The 20,253-nt window shown below is 60.5% G+C and carries 17 protein-coding genes and 5 tRNA genes; 1 reads left to right on the top strand and 21 read right to left on the bottom strand.

Annotated elements, in window-relative coordinates:
• Positions 1-19: 19 nt before the first annotated feature.
• The 20 genes from rpoB to GNX18_RS17880 form a co-directional block, all read right to left on the bottom strand.
• Positions 20-4,093 (bottom strand): DNA-directed RNA polymerase subunit beta, encoded by a 4,074-nt coding sequence (rpoB, locus tag GNX18_RS17975; protein WP_166219920.1) that lies wholly within the window; start codon positions 4,091-4,093, stop codon positions 20-22.
• Between the two features lie 307 nt (positions 4,094-4,400).
• Positions 4,401-4,766 (bottom strand): 50S ribosomal protein L7/L12, encoded by a 366-nt coding sequence (gene rplL, locus GNX18_RS17970; protein ID WP_105101979.1) that lies wholly within the window; start codon positions 4,764-4,766, stop codon positions 4,401-4,403.
• A gap of 89 nt (positions 4,767-4,855) precedes the next feature.
• A complete protein-coding gene (gene rplJ / locus GNX18_RS17965; RefSeq protein WP_138236945.1) occupies positions 4,856-5,350 on the bottom strand; it encodes a 50S ribosomal protein L10 in 495 nt (164 codons plus the stop codon).
• Positions 5,351-5,643: 293 nt separating this feature from the next.
• Positions 5,644-6,342 carry a 50S ribosomal protein L1 gene (gene rplA / locus GNX18_RS17960; protein WP_138236946.1) on the bottom strand — a complete coding sequence of 233 codons (699 nt, stop codon included), beginning with the start codon at positions 6,340-6,342 and terminating at the stop codon, positions 5,644-5,646.
• Complete coding sequence (rplK, locus tag GNX18_RS17955) at positions 6,343-6,774, bottom strand: 50S ribosomal protein L11 (protein WP_138236947.1); 432 nt, start codon at positions 6,772-6,774, stop codon at positions 6,343-6,345.
• Between the two features lie 180 nt (positions 6,775-6,954).
• Entirely contained in the window at positions 6,955-7,488 is a 534-nt protein-coding gene (gene nusG, locus GNX18_RS17950; RefSeq protein ID WP_105101983.1) for a transcription termination/antitermination protein NusG, read from the bottom strand.
• A 10-nt stretch (positions 7,489-7,498) separates the two neighbouring features.
• A complete protein-coding gene (secE, locus tag GNX18_RS17945) occupies positions 7,499-7,867 on the bottom strand; it encodes a preprotein translocase subunit SecE (RefSeq protein WP_138236948.1) in 369 nt (122 codons plus the stop codon).
• Positions 7,868-7,984: 117 nt separating this feature from the next.
• Positions 7,985-8,060, bottom strand: a tRNA-Trp gene (locus GNX18_RS17940).
• A 121-nt stretch (positions 8,061-8,181) separates the two neighbouring features.
• Positions 8,182-9,375: an elongation factor Tu gene (gene tuf, locus GNX18_RS17935; RefSeq protein WP_166219918.1), complete on the bottom strand. Its 1,194-nt coding sequence runs from the start codon at positions 9,373-9,375 to the stop codon at positions 8,182-8,184.
• Between the two features lie 169 nt (positions 9,376-9,544).
• Positions 9,545-9,619, bottom strand: a tRNA-Thr gene (locus GNX18_RS17930).
• Positions 9,620-9,723: 104 nt separating this feature from the next.
• Positions 9,724-9,797 (bottom strand) — tRNA-Gly (locus GNX18_RS17925).
• A 79-nt stretch (positions 9,798-9,876) separates the two neighbouring features.
• Positions 9,877-9,960, bottom strand: a tRNA-Tyr gene (locus GNX18_RS17920).
• 108 nt (positions 9,961-10,068) lie between these two features.
• Positions 10,069-10,144 (bottom strand) — tRNA-Thr (locus tag GNX18_RS17915).
• A 169-nt stretch (positions 10,145-10,313) separates the two neighbouring features.
• Positions 10,314-11,036, bottom strand: coding sequence for an SPOR domain-containing protein (locus GNX18_RS17910; protein WP_138236954.1), 723 nt, complete (start codon positions 11,034-11,036; stop codon positions 10,314-10,316).
• Between the two features lie 205 nt (positions 11,037-11,241).
• A complete protein-coding gene (locus GNX18_RS17905; protein ID WP_138236955.1) occupies positions 11,242-12,012 on the bottom strand; it encodes a type III pantothenate kinase in 771 nt (256 codons plus the stop codon).
• On the bottom strand, positions 12,009-13,043 hold the full coding sequence (birA, locus tag GNX18_RS17900) for a bifunctional biotin--[acetyl-CoA-carboxylase] ligase/biotin operon repressor BirA (RefSeq protein WP_240914088.1): 1,035 nt from the start codon (positions 13,041-13,043) through the stop codon (positions 12,009-12,011). Before birA ends, GNX18_RS17905 begins: the two co-directional genes overlap by 4 nt.
• 33 nt (positions 13,044-13,076) lie before the next feature.
• Positions 13,077-14,204: an alanine racemase gene (gene alr / locus GNX18_RS17895; RefSeq protein ID WP_166219916.1), complete on the bottom strand. Its 1,128-nt coding sequence runs from the start codon at positions 14,202-14,204 to the stop codon at positions 13,077-13,079.
• Positions 14,205-14,237: 33 nt separating this feature from the next.
• Positions 14,238-15,440 carry an ABC transporter permease gene (locus tag GNX18_RS17890; protein ID WP_240914086.1) on the bottom strand — a complete coding sequence of 401 codons (1,203 nt, stop codon included), beginning with the start codon at positions 15,438-15,440 and terminating at the stop codon, positions 14,238-14,240.
• A complete protein-coding gene (locus tag GNX18_RS17885) occupies positions 15,437-16,192 on the bottom strand; it encodes an ATP-binding cassette domain-containing protein (RefSeq protein WP_166219915.1) in 756 nt (251 codons plus the stop codon). The genes GNX18_RS17890 and GNX18_RS17885 overlap by 4 nt, the downstream gene beginning before the upstream one ends.
• Positions 16,189-17,670, bottom strand: coding sequence for an alpha/beta hydrolase (locus GNX18_RS17880; protein ID WP_240914083.1), 1,482 nt, complete (start codon positions 17,668-17,670; stop codon positions 16,189-16,191). Before GNX18_RS17880 ends, GNX18_RS17885 begins: the two co-directional genes overlap by 4 nt.
• Before the next feature lie 252 nt (positions 17,671-17,922).
• Here GNX18_RS17880 and GNX18_RS17875 point away from each other — a divergent pair, with 252 nt between their 5' ends.
• A complete protein-coding gene (locus GNX18_RS17875) occupies positions 17,923-18,879 on the top strand; it encodes a hypothetical protein (RefSeq protein WP_166219911.1) in 957 nt (318 codons plus the stop codon).
• Between the two features lie 402 nt (positions 18,880-19,281).
• Here the strand turns inward: GNX18_RS17875 and GNX18_RS17870 are convergent, their stop codons facing one another.
• A complete protein-coding gene (locus GNX18_RS17870) occupies positions 19,282-20,196 on the bottom strand; it encodes an aldo/keto reductase family oxidoreductase (RefSeq protein WP_166219909.1) in 915 nt (304 codons plus the stop codon).
• Positions 20,197-20,253 lie beyond the last annotated feature (57 nt).

The following is a 20,253-nucleotide window of genomic DNA, read 5'->3' as shown; positions in this document are numbered from 1 at the left end:
ACAACTTTTGCTTCAGGACTTATTCGTTTTCCAGCTCGAAGTTCATACCCAGCGAGCGGATTTCCTTGACCAGTACGTTGAAGGATTCGGGCATGCCCGGCTCCATGCGGTGGTCGCCATCCACGATGTTCTTGTACATCTTGGTACGACCTTCCACGTCATCGGATTTGACCGTGAGCATTTCCTGCAGGGTGTAGGCGGCACCGTAAGCTTCCAGTGCCCACACCTCCATCTCACCGAAACGCTGACCACCGAACTGGGCCTTACCACCCAGCGGCTGCTGGGTAACCAGGCTGTAGGAACCGGTAGAACGCGCGTGCATCTTGTCGTCCACCAGGTGGTTCAGTTTCAGCATGTACATGTAGCCCACGGTGACCGGACGCTCGAAGGCATCACCGGTACGGCCGTCGTGCAGGGTGATCTGACCGGAATCCGGGATATCCGCCAGACGCAGCAGCTGCTTGATCTCGGATTCCGCGGCACCGTCGAACACCGGCGTGGCCATCGGCACACCGCCGCGCAGGTTCTCAGCCATCGCCAGGATTTCCTGGTCGGTCAGCTGGTCCAGCTCTTCCTTGTTACCGCCAGTGGAGTTGTATACCTCTTCCAGGAAGCCGCGGACTTTCGCCACTTCCTGCTGCTCCTTGATCATGCGGTCGATCTTGGCACCGAGGCCCTTCGCCGCCATACCCAGGTGCATCTCCAGTACCTGACCCACGTTCATACGGGACGGAACACCCAGCGGGTTCAGCACTACGTCTACCGGCACGCCGTTTTCGTCGTAGGGCATGTCTTCCACCGGTTTGATCACGGAGATAACACCCTTGTTACCGTGACGACCGGCCATCTTGTCACCGGGCTGGATGCGACGCTTGATCGCCAGGTAAACCTTGACGATTTTCAGCACGCCCGGTGCCAGATCGTCGCCGGATTCCAGTTTCTTCTTCTTGTCTTCAAACTTCTCGTCGAGCAGTTTGCGACGTTCTTTCAGCTGGGCTTCGGCTTTTTCCAGCTGCTCGTTCAGGCTGTCTTCCACCATGCGCAGCTTGAACCAGTCTTCGCGCGGCAGGCTGGACAGCACTTCTGCGGTCAGCTCGTCGCCTTTCTTCACGCCCTTGCCGCCGGCAACCTTCTGGCCTTCCAGTGCTGCCTGCAGACGCTCGAAGGTGGCGCCTTCGACGATGCGGTATTCCTCGTTCAGGTCCTTACGCACTTCGTCCAGCTGCGCCTTCTCGATGGCGATGGAGCGCTGGTCTTTCTGCAGGCCGTCGCGGGTGAAGACCTGTACGTCGATCACGGTGCCGCGGGTGCCGGAGGGCGCACGCAGGGAGGTGTCTTTAACATCGGACGCCTTCTCACCGAAGATCGCGCGCAGCAGTTTCTCTTCCGGGGTCAGCTGGGCTTCGCCTTTCGGGGTCACCTTGCCGACCAGGATGTCGCCAGCGCCCACTTCCGCACCGATGTACACGATGCCGGACTCGTCCAGCTTGTTCAGCGCCGATTCGCCCACGTTGGGGATATCCGCGGTGATTTCCTCACTGCCCAGCTTGGTGTCGCGGGCAATACAGGTCAGCTCCTGGATGTGGATGGTGGTGAAGCGGTCATCCTGCACAACGCGCTCGGATACGAGGATGGAGTCCTCGAAGTTGTAGCCGTTCCAGGGCATGAACGCGATGCGCATGTTCTGGCCCAGCGCCAGCTCACCCAGGTCAACGGACGGGCCGTCGGCCAGGATATCGCCACGCTCAACCACATCGCCGGTCTTCACGATCGGGCGCTGGTTGATACAGGTGTTCTGGTTGGAACGGGTGTACTTGGTCAGGTTGTACAGGTCCACACCCGCGTCGCCGGTTTCTACCTCGCTGTCGTGCACACGCACAACTACACGGCTCGCGTCCACACGCTCGATCACGCCGCCGCGCTTGGCTACCACGCAAACGCCGGAGTCGCGCGCTACGGTGCGCTCCATACCGGTGCCCACCAGCGGCTTCTCAGCGCGCAGGGTTGGAACCGCCTGACGCTGCATGTTGGAACCCATGAGTGCGCGGTTGGCGTCATCGTGCTCGAGGAACGGAATCATCGCCGCGGCCACAGACACTACCTGACGAGCAGACACGTCCATGTACTGGATTTCGTCCGGGGTCTTCAGAGTAAATTCGTTCTGGTGACGCACACTGACCAGGTCATCGGTAAAGCGACCGTTCTCGTCCATTGCAGCGGACGCCTGTGCAATCACGTAGTTCGCTTCGTTGATCGCGGACAGGTATTCGATCTGGTCGGTCACCTGGCCGTCCACCACCTTGCGGTACGGGCTCTCAAGGAAGCCGTAGTGGTTGGCGCGGGCAAAGGTGGCCAAAGAGTTGATCAGACCGATGTTCGGACCTTCCGGCGTTTCAATCGGACACACGCGGCCGTAGTGGGTCGGGTGCACGTCGCGCACCTCGAAGCCCGCGCGCTCGCGGGTCAGACCACCCGGGCCCAGTGCAGATACACGGCGCTTGTGGGTCACCTCGGACAGCGGGTTGTTCTGGTCCATAAACTGGGACAGCTGGGAGGAACCAAAGAATTCCTTCACCGCGGCCGCTACCGGCTTGGCGTTGATCAGGTCCTGCGGCATCAGGCCTTCGGACTCCGCCATGGACAAACGCTCTTTCACCGCGCGCTCTACGCGTACCAGGCCGACGCGGAACTGGTTTTCCGCCATTTCGCCCACGGAACGCACACGACGGTTACCCAGGTGGTCGATGTCGTCCACCATGCCGCGACCGTTGCGGATCTCGATCAGGGTCTTCAGAACGTCAACAATGTCCTCTTTGCTCAGGGTGCCCTGACCGGTTTCGTCTTCGCGACCCAGGCGACGGTTGAACTTCATGCGACCAACCGCGGACAGATCGTAGCGCTCGTCGGAGAAGAACAGGTTCTCGAACAGGGACTCCGCGGACTCCTTGGTGGGCGGCTCGCCCGGGCGCATCATGCGGTAGATTTCTACCAGCGCTTCCAGCTGGGTGCGGGAAGGATCGGCGCGCAAGGTGTCGGACACGAACGGACCGCAGTCGAGATCGTTGGTGTACAGGGTCTCGAACTGCTTGATGTTCAGGACGCGCAGCTTGTTGATGACTTCATCGGTAATTTCGGTATTACATTCGATGGCCACTTCACCGGTGGACTCGTCGATGATGTCGTGGGCCAGTACGCGGCCATTGGCGTAAGACACCGGCGCTTCCAGGGTTTCCACCCCGGCTTTTTCCAGCTGGCGAATGTGGCGCGGGGTAATACGGCGCCCTTCCTCGACAATCACCTTGCCGCTGCCGTCCTTGATGTCGAAGGAGGCCACATCACCGCGCAGACGCGACGGGATCAGTTTCAGGCTGACGGTTTCGTTGTTCAGGGTGAACTTGCTGGTTTCAAAGAACATTTCCAGCATTTCCTGGGAGCTGAAGCCCAGGGCGCGCAGCAGGATGGTCGCCGGCAGTTTGCGGCGACGGTCAATACGCACGTAGACCAGATCTTTCGGATCGAACTCGAAGTCGAGCCAGGAACCACGGTAAGGAATCACCCGTGCGGCGTACAGCAGCTTACCTGAGGAGTGAGTCTTGCCCTTGTCGTGATCGAAGAACACACCCGGGGAACGGTGCAGCTGGGACACGATCACGCGCTCGGTACCGTTGATTACGAAGGTACCGTTTTCAGTCATGAGCGGAATCTCGCCCATGTACACTTCCTGCTCTTTGATGTCCTTGATGGACTTATTCGCAGATTCTTTATCGTAAATGATCAGGCGCACGCGCACACGCAGCGGGCACGCGTAGGTAACGCCGCGCAGGGTACATTCCTTGACATCGAATACCGGCTTGCCGAGGGTGTAGCTCACGTACTCCAGTGCGGCGTTGCCGGAGTAGCTGACGATCGGAAATACAGACTTGAACGCCGCCTGCAGACCCATATCCAGGCGCTCATCCGGGCGCGTGTCGGCCTGCGTGAATTTGCGATACGAGTCCAGCTGTATCGCAAGCAGGAAAGGTACGTCCATGACCTTAGGCAGTTTGCCAAAATCCTTGCGGATACGTTTTTTCTCAGTGTATGAGTAAGCCATTCATATTCCCCAGCTTGATCAGTGACAAGACTTCCTTAGAACTGCGGTCAACACGGTGACGATACGCAGCCCATCCGGGCGAGAAGTCTCTGCACATTGCGCTACGCTTTAAGAAGCTGATCAAAAAGCGTACCGAAATCTGCGCAAACGTCTCTATAAATTTGCCTTGGAACCGGAGGTTTCTTCATTTCCCGTAACGGGAAAAGCCCGGTGTCGCAAACGGCAAAAAGGCCGGCGGACAAAAGTCCACCAGCCTTTCCGCCAGCGGTTGATTACGCAGCCACTGGCGGTGCTGTGTAGATCCGAATTACTTCAGTTCTACGGTAGCGCCAGCTTCTTCCAGCTGCTTCTTCGCATCTTCAGCTTCAGCCTTGGCTGCAGCTTCTTTCAGAGTGCTCGGAGCGCCGTCTACCAGTTCTTTGGCTTCTTTCAGGCCCAGACCGGTGATGCCGCGAACAACCTTGATCACGTTCACTTTCTTGTCGCCTGCGGAAGTCAGAACGATGTCGAAAGAGTCTTTCTCTTCAGCCGCTTCAGCAGCCGGGCCAGCAGCAACAACAGCAGCAGCTGCAGTTACGCCGAACTTCTCTTCCATAGCGGTGATCAGCTCAACAACGTCCTTAACGGACATCTCGGCGATCGCATTGATGATATCTTCTTTAGTCAGAGACATGAGTTAGTACCTGATTTCGTGTGAGCAGCAAGCTGCTCGTAAATTCAATAAAAAGTCGTTGAAAACTGCGATTTCGCGAAGCGAAACAATTACGCAGCTTGCTGCTCTTTTTGGTCGCGAACGGCCGCAATGGTGCGGACCAGCTTGCCAGCAGAGGCTTCTTTCAACACGCTCATCAGCTGGGCGATTGCTTCGTCGTATGTCGGCAGGCTTGCCAACAGTTGGACGTCAGTCGCTACGCCTTCGAAGGCGGCACCTTTCAGTTCCAGCTTGTCATTCTTCTTCGCGAAGTCACGCAGGATGCGCGCACCGGCACCCGGGTGTTCATTGGAAAAAGCAATGATGCTGGGACCGACGAATTTCTCAACGAGACATTCGAATTCGGTACCGGCCAGAGCGCGACGCGCCAGAGTATTACGAACAACTTTCAGCCAAACGCCGTGTTCGCGAGCCTCTTTGCGCAGGGCAGTCATGTCATTCACGGTTACGCCGCGGGAATCCGCAACAACCGCAGACAGAGCACCCTCAGCAGCCTGCTGGACTTCCGCGACAATCGCTTTCTTGTCTACGAGTCCAATAGCCATAGTGTCACTCCTGGATTTGAATGAAGGCCGGGAACCACATGTCACCCGACCCGTTCCGGTGCTTTAAGCTCAAATCCAGTAAAAATACTGGTTTGGGCACACCGTCTGCGTAGGCTCGATACCGTATTGACCAACCTGGCCTCGTATCGGATTAAGCAGTGGGCATTTAAACCTCAAACACCCGCCGCGCCTACGGTCTTTGACGGCCCGCCACCCGGTAAACCAGAGCGGCGGACCCCAAAGTTCTTTTTACTGAACGCTGCTAACTTTCTTGGGAAAACCCCACTAGAAAGTTATTTAACGTCCAGAGAAGCCTGGTCGATGGTCAGACCCGGGCCCATAGTGGTGCTCAGGGTGATCTTCTTCAGATACACGCCCTTGGCAGAAGCCGGTTTGGCTTTCTTCAGATCCGCTACCAGCGCTTCCAGGTTTTCCTTCAGCAGCTTGGCGTCGAAGCCGATTTTGCCGATACCACCGTGAATGATGCCGCCCTTGTCAGCGCGGAAGCGCACCTGACCGGCCTTGGCATTCTTAACCGCGGTTACCACGTCCGGGGTTACGGTGCCGGTTTTCGGGTTCGGCATCAGACCGCGCGGACCGAGGATCTGGCCCAGCTGGCCAACAACGCGCATCGCGTCCGGAGAGGCGATAACCACGTCGAAGTCCATGTTGCCGGCTTTGATGTCGGCAGCCAGTTCGTCCATACCCACCAGTTCAGCGCCAGCTGCCTTGGCAGCTTCAGCGTTGGCGCCCTGGGTAAATACGGCTACACGCACGTCTTTACCGGTACCGTGCGGCAGAGTAGTCGCACCGCGAACGGCCTGGTCGGATTTGCGCGGATCGATACCCAGGTTGATGGCGGCATCAACGGTTTCCGCGAATTTGACATTGGAGAACTCTTTCAGCAGGGATACCGCTTCGTCGATACCGTATGCCTTGCCAGACTGGAGTTTTTCAGCGATAGCGCGCTGACGCTTGGTCAATTTGGCCACTTACACGCCCTCCACTTCGATACCGGCACTGCGTGCGGAACCAGCGATGGTGCGCACAGCTGCTTCCAGGTCGGATGCAGTCAGGTCAGCTTTCTTCATTTCCACGATCTCTTCGATCTGAGCGCGGGTTACTTTGCCCACTTTCTCAGTGTTCGGACGGCCGGAGCCGCTCTTGATCTTGGCAGCCTTGCGCAGCAGAACCGCGGCGGGCGGGGACTTCATAACGAAGGTGAAAGAGCGATCGCTGTATACAGAGATCACAACAGGAATCGGCAGGCCCGGCTCAATACCCTGGGTCTGGGCGTTGAACGCCTTACAGAATTCCATGATGTTCACGCCTTTCTGACCCAGCGCAGGACCAACGGGCGGACTCGGGTTGGCCTGGCCGGCCTTCACTTGCAGCTTGATGTAAGCTTCTACTTTCTTAGCCATTACAGCTTCCTCTTTAACTGGGTATTAGCGCCTGCGCTGTACACTTTTACAAACGTGCAACGCTCAGCTCCCCTGTTTGTACCCCTGCCACCGCTCACCAAATCGGCAACACAGTTTTCAGGGACGCGAAAGCCCCCTTCCGCGATTAGCGAAAGAGGGCCGAATCCTTCCAGCTCGAAATCAGCCTTTCTCTACCTGACTGAATTCCAGCTCTACCGGCGTAGAGCGACCGAAGATCAACACCGCCACCCGCAGGCGACTCTTCTCGTAGTTGACCTCTTCCACCACACCGTTGAAATCGTTAAACGGACCGTCGATAACCCGTACCATTTCACCCGGCTCGAACAGGGTCTTGGGCTTGGGTTTCTCCGCAGCGTCATCCATACGATTCAGGATGGCCTGCGCTTCGCGATCGGTAATCGGCGCCGGCTTGTCCGCCTTGCCGCCGATAAAGCCCAGCACACGGGGAGTTTCCTTCACCAGGTGCCAGGTGTCGTCATTGAGCTCCATTTCCACCAGTACATAACCAGGGAAAAACTTGCGCTCACTCTTACGCTTCTGACCGGCACGCATCTCCACCACTTCTTCCGTGGGGACAAGCACTTCACCAAACAGGTGATCCATTTCGTGCAGCTCAATGCGCTCCTTCAGAGAAGACGCCACGCGTTTCTCATAACCGGAGTAAGCCTGAACCACGTACCAATGCTTTGCCATGGATTAACCTTTAGCCAATGATCTTGGAAGCGAGCCAGCCGAGGCCGGTATCCAGCCCCCACAGAATAACCGCCATCAACAGCACGAACACCACCACAATCAACGTGGTCTGCGTTGCCTCCTGGCGAGTCGGCCATACCACCCGACGCACTTCATTCTGAGCTTCCCGCAGCAGGTTCCAGAAGCTACTACCCTTCTCTGTCTGCACAGCAACAAATGCCGCCGCAAGGCAAAGCGCAACAATTGCCAGGACACGATACAACAGGGGGATTTCGGCGTAGTAGGAATTGCCCGCCACAGCGGCACCGACAAGCAGCACAACCAGCAGCCACTTCAGGCCGTCAAGACGAAAGGTTTTCGCCTCTACTTTAGCATTCATACAAAGAAGCCTTTAGCGCGCCCCTTTACCGCAAGGCGCCTTTATTGCCAACGACCACAAAGAGCGACAGCAGTACAGGATAGCCCAACTGCAGGCCCCTTGCGGGCATCTGAAAGTTGGCAGGCCAGGAGGGACTCGAACCCCCAACAGCCGGTTTTGGAGACCGGTGCTCTACCAATTGAACTACTGGCCTGGAACACTTCCGGAGGTGGACTGCGCCACTACCGGAAAAAATGAGGGGCGGATAATACCACCCACCCCAGCATTTGCAAGTGCGACTTACGATTCACTCGAAAGCCGCACTTATTCACCGATTACTCGATGATTTTGGCCACAACGCCAGCACCAACGGTACGGCCACCTTCGCGAATCGCGAAACGCAGACCTTCTTCCATGGCGATCGGGGCAATCAGGGTAACGGTCATCTGAACGTTATCGCCCGGCATTACCATCTCGGTGCCTTCCGGCAGTTCACACGCACCAGTTACGTCGGTGGTACGGAAGTAGAACTGCGGACGGTAGCCCTTGAAGAACGGGGTGTGACGACCACCTTCGTCCTTGGACAGTACGTACACTTCCGCTTCGAACTTGGTGTGCGGAGTGATGGAACCCGGCTTGGCCAGTACCTGACCACGCTCTACTTCGTCACGCTTGGTGCCGCGCAGCAGGGCGCCGATGTTCTCACCAGCACGACCTTCGTCCAGCAGCTTGCGGAACATTTCCACACCGGTACAGGTGGTGGTGGTGGTGTCACGGATACCAACGATGGCGATTTCATCACCAGTCTTGACGATACCACGCTCTACACGGCCGGTTACTACGGTGCCGCGACCAGAGATGGAGAATACGTCTTCAATCGGCATCAGGAACGGCTTGTCGATAGCGCGCTCCGGCTCCGGAATGTAGGCGTCCAGGGTTTCCACCAGTTTCTTAACGGCAGTAGTACCCATTTCGTTGTCGTCTTCGCCGTTCAGCGCCATCAGCGCGGAACCAACGATGATCGGAGTGTCGTCGCCCGGGAACTCGTACTGGTCCAGAAGTTCGCGAACTTCCATCTCTACCAGCTCCAGCAGCTCTTCGTCGTCGACCATGTCGGCTTTGTTCAGGAATACCACGATGTACGGTACACCTACCTGACGGGACAGCAGGATGTGCTCGCGGGTCTGCGGCATGGGGCCGTCAGCAGCGGAACATACCAGGATCGCGCCGTCCATCTGCGCCGCGCCGGTGATCATGTTCTTCACGTAGTCGGCGTGTCCCGGGCAGTCAACGTGCGCGTAGTGACGAGTCGGGGACTCGTATTCCACGTGGGAAGTGGAGATGGTGATACCGCGCTCGCGCTCTTCCGGTGCGTTATCGATACCGTCGAAGGCAACGGCAGCGCCACCCCACACTTCGGAACATACGCGGGTCAGCGCAGCAGTCAGGGTGGTTTTACCGTGGTCAACGTGACCGATGGTGCCCACGTTTACGTGGGGCTTGGAACGTTCAAACTTTTCTTTTCCCATTGCGGGCCTCCCAATATAAGCGTGAGCCGAACTAGCGACCTTACCTTAGAACAGCTCCCGCGCATCCACTCCAAAGAGCCCACTCGGGAACCGACGCATCCGACCCGCAAAAGCATATAAGCCGGATACAAATAACCGCGGAGACACAGGTCACCGCGGCCACGAATAATGGAGCTCATGGGCGGATTTGAACCGCCGACCTCACCCTTACCAAGGGTGTGCTCTACCCCTGAGCTACATGAGCTTACTCCGAATACCAGCACTCAGTGCCGGAGCAGGCGGGGCAGCCTGCGCAGCGCGACAACCAAAAGGTCATCACACACAACCAACCAAGCTCCGCACTAAAAATGGAGCGGGCAGCGGGAATCGAACCCGCATCATCAGCTTGGAAGGCTGAGGTTCTACCATTGAACTATGCCCGCGCTATCGCGTGCGAAACCTCCAGACAAAAGAGCAAACCTCTCTTTCATCTTCGATGCCAGCACATAGGCATCTAAATAATGGTGCAGGGGGGTGGATTCGAACCACCGAAGCTTGCGCGTCAGATTTACAGTCTGATCCCTTTGGCCACTCGGGAACCCCTGCCTCAAGGTGGTGCGCATTCTCCACACCATCCTTTTCGCTGTCAACATTTTTTCTTTCAAATTCACACACTTACCTGAATTTGTCAGTGCACTGCGCGACGGAAAGAAATGGAGCTGGCGAGAGGAATCGAACCCCCGACCGGCTGATTACAAGTCAGCTGCTCTACCTACTGAGCTACGCCAGCCTTTTCCGTATCGGCTCTTTCAAACCGACTCTTCCACCGGGGTAGTTGACACCCCCTTAAGTGGAGGCGGGATTCTAGGGGAAGTGTTCTCGACACGCAACAGCCTGTTGTCGCTTTTCTTCACCTCGATTGCAGGCATCAAAAATTGCGCAAGGCTGAACCGCCCGGATCACTCGATTTCTTTCTCGCGAATCTCACTGCACAGATTCTGGCGGCGGCCGATGTCCGGATAATCCAGCTGAAGCTGCTGCCAGAATGCTTCGGCAACCTGGCTGACACCGGTACTTTCCACAACCACCCAGCGCTCGAGGTAAGTCTGCGGCTCCTCGCGATACTCCGCTGCGAATCCGCGCCCCTGCAGATCCCTGGCCAGCGAGCGGGCGCGCTCCTCCTCGGAGAAAATCCCGAATGAAATCCCATTTTCCAGGGACCCCTTGGGAATTACGTAACTGTCGATACCCGCGGCCTGCAACTCCCGCAGCTTGCGGAAAGCCTGCTGGGATGAATTCAAGGGCGCCAGGTATACCCAGTAGCGCATCTGCCCCTGCATCTCGATTTCCTTCATTGCAGCGGGCACCTGCAATGCCTGCAGCCGCCGCGCCACCTCCTCGCCCTGGTAGGCCTCATCAAATGGTCCCACGAGGCTGCACAGCTGCGCGGGCGGAGTATCCGCCCTCTCTGCCGGTGTATCGCTGGGCGCCGCCGCGGGCTTCTGCTTTCCGGCTCTCAACTGTGCCGGGTCGGCCTCGCTCAACAGTATGATGCTGCCGGCACCCTCCTCTTCCGCCAACGGCACACTCTTCGCTGTCGGCGCAGGCGCAGATGTCGTGGTTACAAACCAGGCGAGCAGGCCGAGATTCGCAGCCGCTAAAAATAAAAATATCCAACGCATAGCCGTCAGTCAGTGGTACCTGTCAATTTCGGGATTTTTGCCGTCGACCCGACGTTATTCACTACCGGGTTACCCAGAGTGTGCGGCGCTGACGCTCAACACGTATATCTCATCGCCACAGAATTCGGGAAGTGCGGATTCTAGCCTTACTCCAGCAGCGCTGGCAGCGACTGGCGCACAGTCGCAACTGCCGCGCAACCGATCATCAGGGGTTGGTGAGCGCCAACCCCTCCATCACCAGATCGTGAAGCAGCAGGTAAGGTTGCGGTAGGAAAGATGCCAGCAGCGCGCCGTCGCCGCCGGTCAATATCAGTCGGGATGCCGAAACCCCACCTGCTGCGCAATGCTGACGCAGGAAATCGAGAGCCCGGTCCACCGCACCGAGAACCATCAGCGGCAGTCCGCGATTGACCGCATCCGCGGTATTCCTCCCGGGGGCGAGGGACATACCCGGCGCAAAACACTCGGCCACTTTGACCGCGTCGGTATCACTGGACAATGCGCGGCGCATCAAGCCGAGACCCGGCAGGATATATCCGCCTAGATGCTCGCCACCGATACCCAGCAGGTCCAAGGTCACCGCGCTGCCGCAGTCCACTACCAGTGCCGGTGCGGGCGAGCGGTGGTGCGCAGCGAGTACCGCCAGCCAGCGGTCGACCCCAAGCCGTTCCACCTGTGAATAGGCGCAGCGCACACCGCCGCACTCAGCGGTTACCCGCGCGAATTCCGCCGCAATGCCCAGATCCAGCTGCAGGCGCGCACTGATTGCACGCTCCACCTCGCCACCTGCCACATTGGCGATGCGCACCCGCGTGGGGGCGCGCTCTATCCAGGCCGCCGGTAACGCCGCCTCCCGCCACCAAGGCCCAGGGGCGAAAGTGCCGCGAGCAACAACTTCAGCTTCCCCCGCGGCAGACTGATTGCGAATCAAGCGCCACTTGCCGCGGGTATTACCCTGATCCAACTCCAGAATCACGGCGCACGGCTCCCGGCGGGACGCAGGGAGAGCTCACCGCCATGAAAAGCCCGACATTCACCGTCGATGTCCAGCAGCAGCGCGCCGCTGCCATCTACGCCGCGCTCTATGCCGCACCAGCGCTGCTGCGCCGACTGCAAACACACTTCAGCGCCGGCGAACTGGTCCAGCGCCTGCCACGCCTCGCGCCAGGCGCCAAAGCCGGAATCGGGGTAGGCCGACAACATCGGCAGCAACTCATCCAGCATCGCCGCCACCAGCAGGTTGCGCGAAATCCCCGGGCGCACCTCGGCGAGATCGATCCAGGGCTGCTCTATCGCCTCTGCCGCCGCGACGGGCAGGCGCATATTCAGGCCGATGCCGATCACCACCGCGCAGCGGTCGGTGAGATCGCCACTCAGCTCCAGTAACACGCCCGCGAGTTTGCGCCCGCGGCACCACACATCATTGGGCCACTTGAGGCGAAGGTCCGGGACATCAAACCGCGCCAGTGCGCGCGCCAACGCCACGCCAACCGCGAGACTCAAGCCCTCCAGCAACTGCACACCGCCGCTGAAGCGCCAGCCGATAGAAATACTGATGCCGGATGCAAACGGACTCTGCCAGGCGCGCCCGCGACGACCGCGGCCGGCGGTCTGCTGCTCGGCGAGCAGCACCTGGCCATGGCCGGCGCCGGCATCCAGAGCCGCCAGCATGCGCGCATTGGTGGAGTCCACCTGGTCTACAACCTGCAAGCCACAAAGCAGCGGCGCGACGTCGCGCGCAAGCTGCTCGCGAATAGTGTGTTCGTCCAGCAGATCCAGCCCGCCGCACAGGCGATAGCCGCGGCCTTTCTCCGATATCACCTGCAGCCCCAGGGATTCCAGCTTCTGCAACTGTTTCCACACCGCGGCGCGGCTCACCCCCAGCACGTCGCCGAGGGATTCCCCGGAATGCACTTCGCCGTCAGCCAGCAGATTGAGCAGCGGCCGCAGGCGCCCGCCGAGCAGGTCGGTGCTCGACACAGAAGGTTCGTCAGATTTGCGTGACACTCGGTTCTCCATCGGTAAAACAATCGCGAACATTCAGCGATAGCGGCGGCCGTAGCGCCGGCCGAGGGACGTGAGGATTTCATAGCCGATGGTGCCGGCGGCGGCCCCCATATCGTCCACCGTCCAGTCGTCGCCCAGCAGCTCGAAGACTTCCAGCTGCGCGCGCTGGGCGGCGCTGAGCGCGGAGATATCAAAGACACAGGTATCCATGGACACACGCCCGAGCATGGATACAGCAATTTTTTCATCGCCCGCGATCGCGATAGCGCGCCCGCGACCGCTCTGGGTGCGCAGCATGCCGTCGGCGTAACCGCCTCTCACCACCGCCAGCCAGCTGCCCGCGGCAGCGCTGCCTGTAGCACCGTAGCCCACTGCGCAATCGCGGGTGATCTCGCGCTGCTGCAGCACCGGCACACGCAGGTTAACCACCGGACGCATGGGGTTGTCGCTGCCAGGCAGCGGATTGATGCCGTATAGAGCTGAGCCCGGGCGGGCCAGGTCAAAGTGATAGGCGTCGCCGAGACAGATACCGGAGGAATTGGAAAAACTTGCCTGTACCGGTGGACTGATCCGACGCAACGCACTGACAAATTCATTGAACGCAGCGAGCTGGGCCGGATTCTGCGGGTGCTCTGGCTCATCGGCACAGGCCAGGTGACTCAGGATCAGCTGCACATTCGCGCGCGTGAGCAGTTCCGGCGCCTGCAGCAAGCGCGCAAATTCATCGGCGCCCATACCGAGCCGGGTCATTCCGGTATCCACCTTGAGTGCACAGGGCGCCGCGCGGGTATCGGTACCAGTGTGTACACACCACTGACGCAGCTGTTCGGTGGAAACCAACACCGGGATCAGGTTGGCCGCCGCGCACCGCTGCTCGCAGCCGGGGCGAATGCCGGTCAACACATAGATGGTCGTATCCGCAGGCAATAGCGCGCGCAGTTCTTCGCCCTCTGCCAGCGTCGCCACAAAAAAGTCCCGGCAACCACTGCGATAGAGCACCGGCGCCACCTGACTGACACCGAGACCGTAGGCATCCGCCTTGACCACCGCCGCGCAGCGACAGCCGTCCGCCAGGCGCGCGCGCAGCCAGGTGTAGTTATCGGCGATGGCGCCAAGGTCGACAGTCAACAACCCCTCGTGCTCAAGTTCCAGTACGCTCACGCTTACCCGCCTTACTTTCCGATCAACCCGGATTCAACTGGCTGACAACAGACTTTCCCGCTGCAACGCGCGGGCACCTACAAGAATCGCCATCACCACCAATACCAGGGTCACGGCCGAGCCCGCCAGCATCCACAGGGGTGACACCCAGTCGCCGACCAACAGCCCTTTGAGCCATTGCTGCTGGCCGATCAGCGGCAACAACTGCCAGCTGTCGGCCAGCTTGATCTGCGCCATGTCCAGCACCATCAACAGTACCACCGGTGCAATCTGCAAGATGCTCAGTTGGGTCTGGGCATCTTTGAACGACTGCGAGCGCAGCGCCAGCAAAATCTGCACGACGGCCACCAGCAGCGCCAGCGGCAACAGCACCAGCCCCATGGCAACGACGCCGGCCACGGTAGTGGCCTGTTGTATCCCAAACTCCGCCAGTGGCATCAACGGCATCAGCAATACCAGCGCGCCGATCGCCAGCAGAGATCCGAGCCAGCCGAGACTCGCCACGGCCAGGGTCTTGGCGGTGATGATCTGCCAACCCGCCAGCGGCTGCACCAGTAGAGGCTCCAGGCTCAGGCGCTCGCGCTCGCCGGCGGAGCTGTCTACCGCGGTGGCGAGACAGGCGATAAACAGGGTCATGATCAAAAGGCCCGGTACCGTAGCCAGGATCAGCGCACCGCGGCTCGACGGCGTGCTCACATCGCGGGTCTCAAGCCGCCAGGGCGCCAGCAGCTGTGGCGCTACGCCCCGCGCAGACAGGCGCTGGGCCACCACCATCTGCTGCAGTGCGCCGAGGCGCTCCTGCAACGCGCGCTGTGCACGGCCGCTGCCGGTGTCGGAACTGTTCACATACAGGTACAGGCGCGGCGCGCGGAAGTCCTGATAGCGCTCGGCGAAGTCGTCGGTGACTTGCAATACCAGATCGTAGTCGCCGGCGAGCAACGCGCGCGGACTACCCTCCGCCAGCGCCTCCACGTCCAGCCCGGGCGAGCGCAACTGTTCAGCAATCAGCGGCGCGCGCTCGGCGCCGATCACGGCCAACCGGGTGACGTCCTCGCTCTGTTTCTTCACCATGAAGATGGTCCCGCCCGCCAGCGCCGCGGGAAACATCAGCGAAAAACACACCGCCATCAGAAGCGCGCGCCGGTCGCGCCAGGCTTCCAGCAATTCCTTGCGCAGCAGCGGCGCCATTTGTTGCAGGCCGGCAATCACCGCCTGCGCACGCCATATCCTGTTCACGCCGGCTCTCCTTCTACCCGCGCCGCACTGGCGCGCTGGCCGTAGGCCAGGGCCACAAAACTGTCTTCCAAGGTGCTGCAGCCGGTCTCCGCCGCGAGCTGCTCGGGTGTGCCGGCACCGACGAGCTGCCCCGCCGCCATCACCAGCACCCGGTCCGACAGCTCCGCCACTTCCGGCATAACGTGACTGGAAAACAGGATAGTGGTACCCGCGGCACGCAGCCGCAAGAGCGTCTTGCGCAGCAGCCGTACCGCCAGCACATCGAGGCCGCGGGTGGGCTCATCGAGAATCAGGTGCTGCGGGCGATGCACCAGCGCGCGCGCCAGCGAGACCTTCATGCGCTCCCCCTGGGAAAACCCCTTGGTGCGCCGGTCCCACAGGGCGGCCAGCTCCAACTCCTCGCGCACCGCAGCGAGCGCCTCCGCCAGTGCCGTACCGCCGAGCCCCTGCATCCGCGCGAAGACCTCCAGATACTCGCGCACCGTGAGCCGTTCATACAACCCCTCGCGGTCGCCCACCACCCCGAGCTGGCGGCGCGCACCCATGGGGTCGAGGGCCGGGTCGGCATCGCCTACCAGCACTCGGCCGGAATCCGCCTTCAGCAGGCCGCAGACAATGCGCAGGCAACTGGTCTTGCCGGCGCCGTTGGCACCCAGCAGTGCCGTGATGCGCCCGTCGGGCACGTCAAAACTGAGGTTGCGCAACACCGGCGTGCCGGCAAATGACTTGCTGATATTCTCGACACGGATCACGGCGAGCCCCCCTCTACTTCACGCGCGACTTCCCGGCCGGCACTTTCTGATCCCGATTGCTGCTCCTCGGCGAGCCTCGAGTCGGCTTCCGGAACCCGCGGCAGCAGCGCGGGGCCGTAATTGCCCGCGGTAAAAGGCGGGCGCTGGATATCCGCCAGGCACTCCTGATCCAGAGGCACCTGCGGTTGATCGAGAAACTCGAGAATCAGGTCCGGCACGCAGCCGCGTGCGGAATTGATATGTCCACCGCCGCGTACCACCAGGTGTTGTTTGTGGTCCAGGTAGGCGAGCTGTTCGTCAGCATACTTCGGCGGCGTGATGGGGTCGGCGGAGCCTGAAATCAGCAGCACCGGGTGATGGCGCGGCTGCGGAGCCTCATAGGGCAGCGCCGGTACCGGCCACACCTTGCAGCCCTCGCTGAACACACGAATAAATCCATCGCCGATAAATGTGCCCGCCGCGTCGCTGGCGATCTCCTCCGCGCTGATGCGATTCATTTCCTCAGCACAGGCCACGGAGAAGGTAAGCCCCATGGCCATGGCGCCCTCCATTTCCGCAAACAAGCCGACAATCCCAGACAGCGGCGCATAGTTGCCGCGGCTCGCCTGAGCCACCGCAAACGGCAGCTGCGCCGCGGCACCCGGGTCGTACAGCGCGGTGCGCACCGCGCCCGCCAGCATCCAGGCCTCAATGGGTTCGTCGACGGTTTTTCCAGTGAGCGGATCGGGGAAATTGCGCGCCTGCTCCTCACCCCAACTGGCCAGTAGCGTATCCAATTGCGCGCGCCAGTCACCGAAGCCCGCGCACACCGGGTCGTCGCTGCAGGCCTGCTGCAACGCCACCAGTGCGGATTCCGTGGCCGAGGCGGCGAGGAAGACCTTGGTATCGATGGGTGCGACGCCGTCGAGCACCAGACTCTGCAGAGACTCCGGATACCACTGCTGATACAACAGCGCCGTACGCGTGCCCCAGGAGCCACCCCACAGGGAGATCTGCGAGTGTCCCAGCGCTTTGCGCACGGTTTCCAGATCGTCCACCGTCTGCCGGCTGTTGATGGTCAACGGGCGCTCACCGGACGCTTGATAGCAGGTCGCAAGCTTACCGACAAACCGTTCAATACTGGCGGGGGTCTCCGCGCCCAGGCCACAGTCGAAGGCATCCGAGCGGCCGCCACCGCGGCGGTCCACCATCACGATGTCGCGCCCGCGGTTCAACTTGCGCAGGGGATTCAGGAGCCGCGCAAGGTCGCTGGCGGCCTGTCCGGGACCGCCAGCCAGCAGATACAGGGGCTCGCGCTGGCCGCCATTCACCGCCGGCGCCACCAGCACCGAGAGCGCGACCTCGCCATCGGCACTGACGGGAATACGATAGCAGCGCAGGGATTCGGACCAGCCATCGGCGTAGCAGGTCTCGGCGGCCGGGCCTGCAGACGCCGCCGGCTCGGCCTGCGCCCCCAGCGAAGTCGCAACAACTAACACCGCCGCCCCCGTTAGAAGCCGGGTGGCGGACCGTTTTCTCCCGCTCAATGCGCGCTCCTTTTTCACTCTGTTATCCGTCATATTAAAACCCGCCCAGTCTACCGGAGTTTTTCCGCGCCCGCCCAAGGCGCACCCTGTACGTCTGGCCGCGCACGGTGGGGAATATCCATGGCGCCGCAATGCGGGCAGTGGTAAGGTTTGCGGTCATTTGCCTATTCGAATGAATTTCAGTCAACGACACCCTGGCGAACAATGAGCTTTTCAGACCGAGAAAAACAATTAATAAGGGCGGCATTTGCCTGGGGGCAGATCACCCAGAAAGAAGGCTACACCCTGTCTGATCTGGAAATCGAAAAGTCGGTGCTGTTCCGCCGCCTGCTCGCCGGCCGCCCGCCCCTCGCCTTCCCCCCTCCCCTGCGCCACGGATTCCCCTGGTATGAGGTGATTGAGGGTCGCAGCGAACATGTGGTCAACGCCTCGGAAGCCTCTCCGGAACACAGCATCATCGCCCCCGGCAGCAAGCCGGGCGATACCTGCATCCTGATCGACGGGGCTTTCTGGCGCGTGGCGGAAACCCTGCGCGAGCGCGAGGAGTATCTGGTGGAGTGGGGCGAGTACCCGATGCAGTGGCGGTTGCAGAAGCACTGGGAAGTGAACTACGAGATGACCCAGCAGCTGCACAGTTTCCGCCAGGAAAATCCGGAGGCAAACGTAAATCTGGCGAGCCGCAACGGCCAGCGCGAGTATAGCGAGTTTCGCGTGGACGACGATCAGACGGTATGGCTGTCGGAATGGCACCTCACCCGTCTCGGCCTGCCGGGCTGGGTATGGGTCGGCTACGAAGTGGACGCGGAGCCCTCGGTGCACAGCCTGGTCTCTCTCTGCCAGGATCAGCTGGGCCCGCTAGTGCTGGGTGTTACCGGCGCAGAGCGCGGACCGGGCTGGCTGCGTATTGAGCAGGTCGGCGCCGAAGCGCGCTACATCAAGCTCGGCGATGAACTCGAATACAAAACCCTGATCGCCTCCGCAATGACCGAATTTGAGCGCCTGTTGCACGGCATCGCCGGTGACGACCTCGAAGTAATGGACCGCCGCGACAGCGAACTGCTGCGCTGCTACCGGGTACCCATGCAGCTCGCCCCACTGGAGCAGTTTGATCTCGGGGATGTGAATTACGATCTGGTGCCTGAGAACGCTTACGCCGGGTAATTCTGAGTCCGCAATTTTCCGCGCTCTGTTTTAAATCATGTGGCACTGGCGCACTGGGTATGGGTTTTTGAAACCGCTGTGGATACATCCCTGTACGCTGCGTCGGCGACGTCCCTGTCGCCGACGCTTTCAAAAACCCATACCCAGCACCCCAGCTTCAATTCAAGTTGCCGAGCGCTGTAAGCAACTTTCGACAACTCTCCTTTGACTCCTACCCGCCTCCTAACGAAGTGCACGCCTTTCGCGAAGGTGCTGACGCCGGGGATCTGTTCGCGAGACCTTCCGCGAGAGGGACCTCGCGGAAGAGCCCCCATGGACGGGTTCACGGCGTGTCTCGCGAACAGATCCCCGGCGGCAGCGCCGCCACCGGACTAACGAAAAATGGATACCACTGGAACCCAATCAATCCACATCCCGCCCACGCCCCGCACGCAGCAGCTCAAACCACTCTTCCCGATCCAATTCCATTTCCAACGCTGCCAACGCCGCTACCAAACGCGCAGGGTTACCACTCCCCAGCACCGGCACCATGTGCGATGGATGCCTCAGCAACCACGCCAGCGCCAGCTGCATGACGCCGTCATCCGCATTCAAGCCGCGCGCTTCGCACAGCTGCTGAAGACATTTCCGCACACGCACCGAGTCGGCATCATCCCCGGCAAACAAACGACCACCGGCGAACGGCGACCAAGCCATGGGAATGACTCTGTGCTGCTGGCAGTGATCCAGCTGGCCGTCGAACATCGGCTGGGAATGCAGCAGGGAAACCTCGATCTGGTTGGCCACCAGAGGCAATGACAGGCGCGACTGCAACAGATCGGTCTGGTGCGGCAGGAAATTCGAAACGCCCAGATGTTTTACCTTGCCCTCCGCCACCAGTTGCTCCAAGACTGCCGCCAGTGCATCCGCATCCATCAGCGGATCCGGGCGGTGCAGCAACAGCAGATCCATCTGCTCAATGCCCATATCCCGCAGACTGGTTTCAACGGATTTGCGCACGTGCGCAGCATCGGTGTCGTAGTGATTGATACGCGCGCCGGAGGCCGCACCCGCGAGGCGGATACTGCACTTGCTCACGATCTCCATGCGCGCGCGCAACTCAGGCTGCAGTTTTAGCCCCTCACCAAAAAACTGTTCGCAGCGGTAATCCCCGTAAATATCCGCCAGATCAAACGTGGTCACCCCCAGATCGAGCATCTGCTCGAACAGGTTCGCTCGCTCGCGCGGGGAATAATTCCAGTCCGTCAGGCGCCACAGGCCGAAGGCGATGCGGGAAAACGAGCACTCGGGAATGAGGGGAGAGGCAATTCGCTGCATAAAAAATCCGCCGGATCAAAAGAATCCGGCGGATTTTCGCATAGATTTACCGGGGAT

Origin of the sequence: Microbulbifer sp. SH-1, assembly GCF_011326135.1 — a bacterium.
GTDB classification, from domain to species: domain Bacteria; phylum Pseudomonadota; class Gammaproteobacteria; order Pseudomonadales; family Cellvibrionaceae; genus Microbulbifer; species Microbulbifer harenosus.
This window is presented reverse-complemented; position numbering and strand designations above follow the sequence as displayed.

Excerpts from the sequence above, each read along its gene's own strand:
- rpoB (WP_166219920.1), bottom strand. The coding sequence starts at position 4,093 with ATGGCTTACTCATACACTGAGAAAAAACGTATCCGCAAGGATTTTGGC.
- rplL (WP_105101979.1), bottom strand. The coding sequence starts at position 4,766 with ATGTCTCTGACTAAAGAAGATATCATCAATGCGATCGCCGAGATGTCC.
- rplJ (WP_138236945.1), bottom strand. The coding sequence starts at position 5,350 with ATGGCTATTGGACTCGTAGACAAGAAAGCGATTGTCGCGGAAGTCCAG.
- rplK (WP_138236947.1), bottom strand. The coding sequence starts at position 6,774 with ATGGCTAAGAAAGTAGAAGCTTACATCAAGCTGCAAGTGAAGGCCGGC.
- nusG (WP_105101983.1), bottom strand. The coding sequence starts at position 7,488 with ATGGCAAAGCATTGGTACGTGGTTCAGGCTTACTCCGGTTATGAGAAA.
- secE (WP_138236948.1), bottom strand. The coding sequence starts at position 7,867 with ATGAATGCTAAAGTAGAGGCGAAAACCTTTCGTCTTGACGGCCTGAAG.
- tuf (WP_166219918.1), bottom strand. The coding sequence starts at position 9,375 with ATGGGAAAAGAAAAGTTTGAACGTTCCAAGCCCCACGTAAACGTGGGC.
- GNX18_RS17910 (WP_138236954.1), bottom strand. The coding sequence starts at position 11,036 with ATGCGTTGGATATTTTTATTTTTAGCGGCTGCGAATCTCGGCCTGCTC.
- GNX18_RS17875 (WP_166219911.1), top strand. The coding sequence starts at position 17,923 with ATGAGCTTTTCAGACCGAGAAAAACAATTAATAAGGGCGGCATTTGCC.
- GNX18_RS17870 (WP_166219909.1), bottom strand. The coding sequence starts at position 20,196 with ATGCAGCGAATTGCCTCTCCCCTCATTCCCGAGTGCTCGTTTTCCCGC.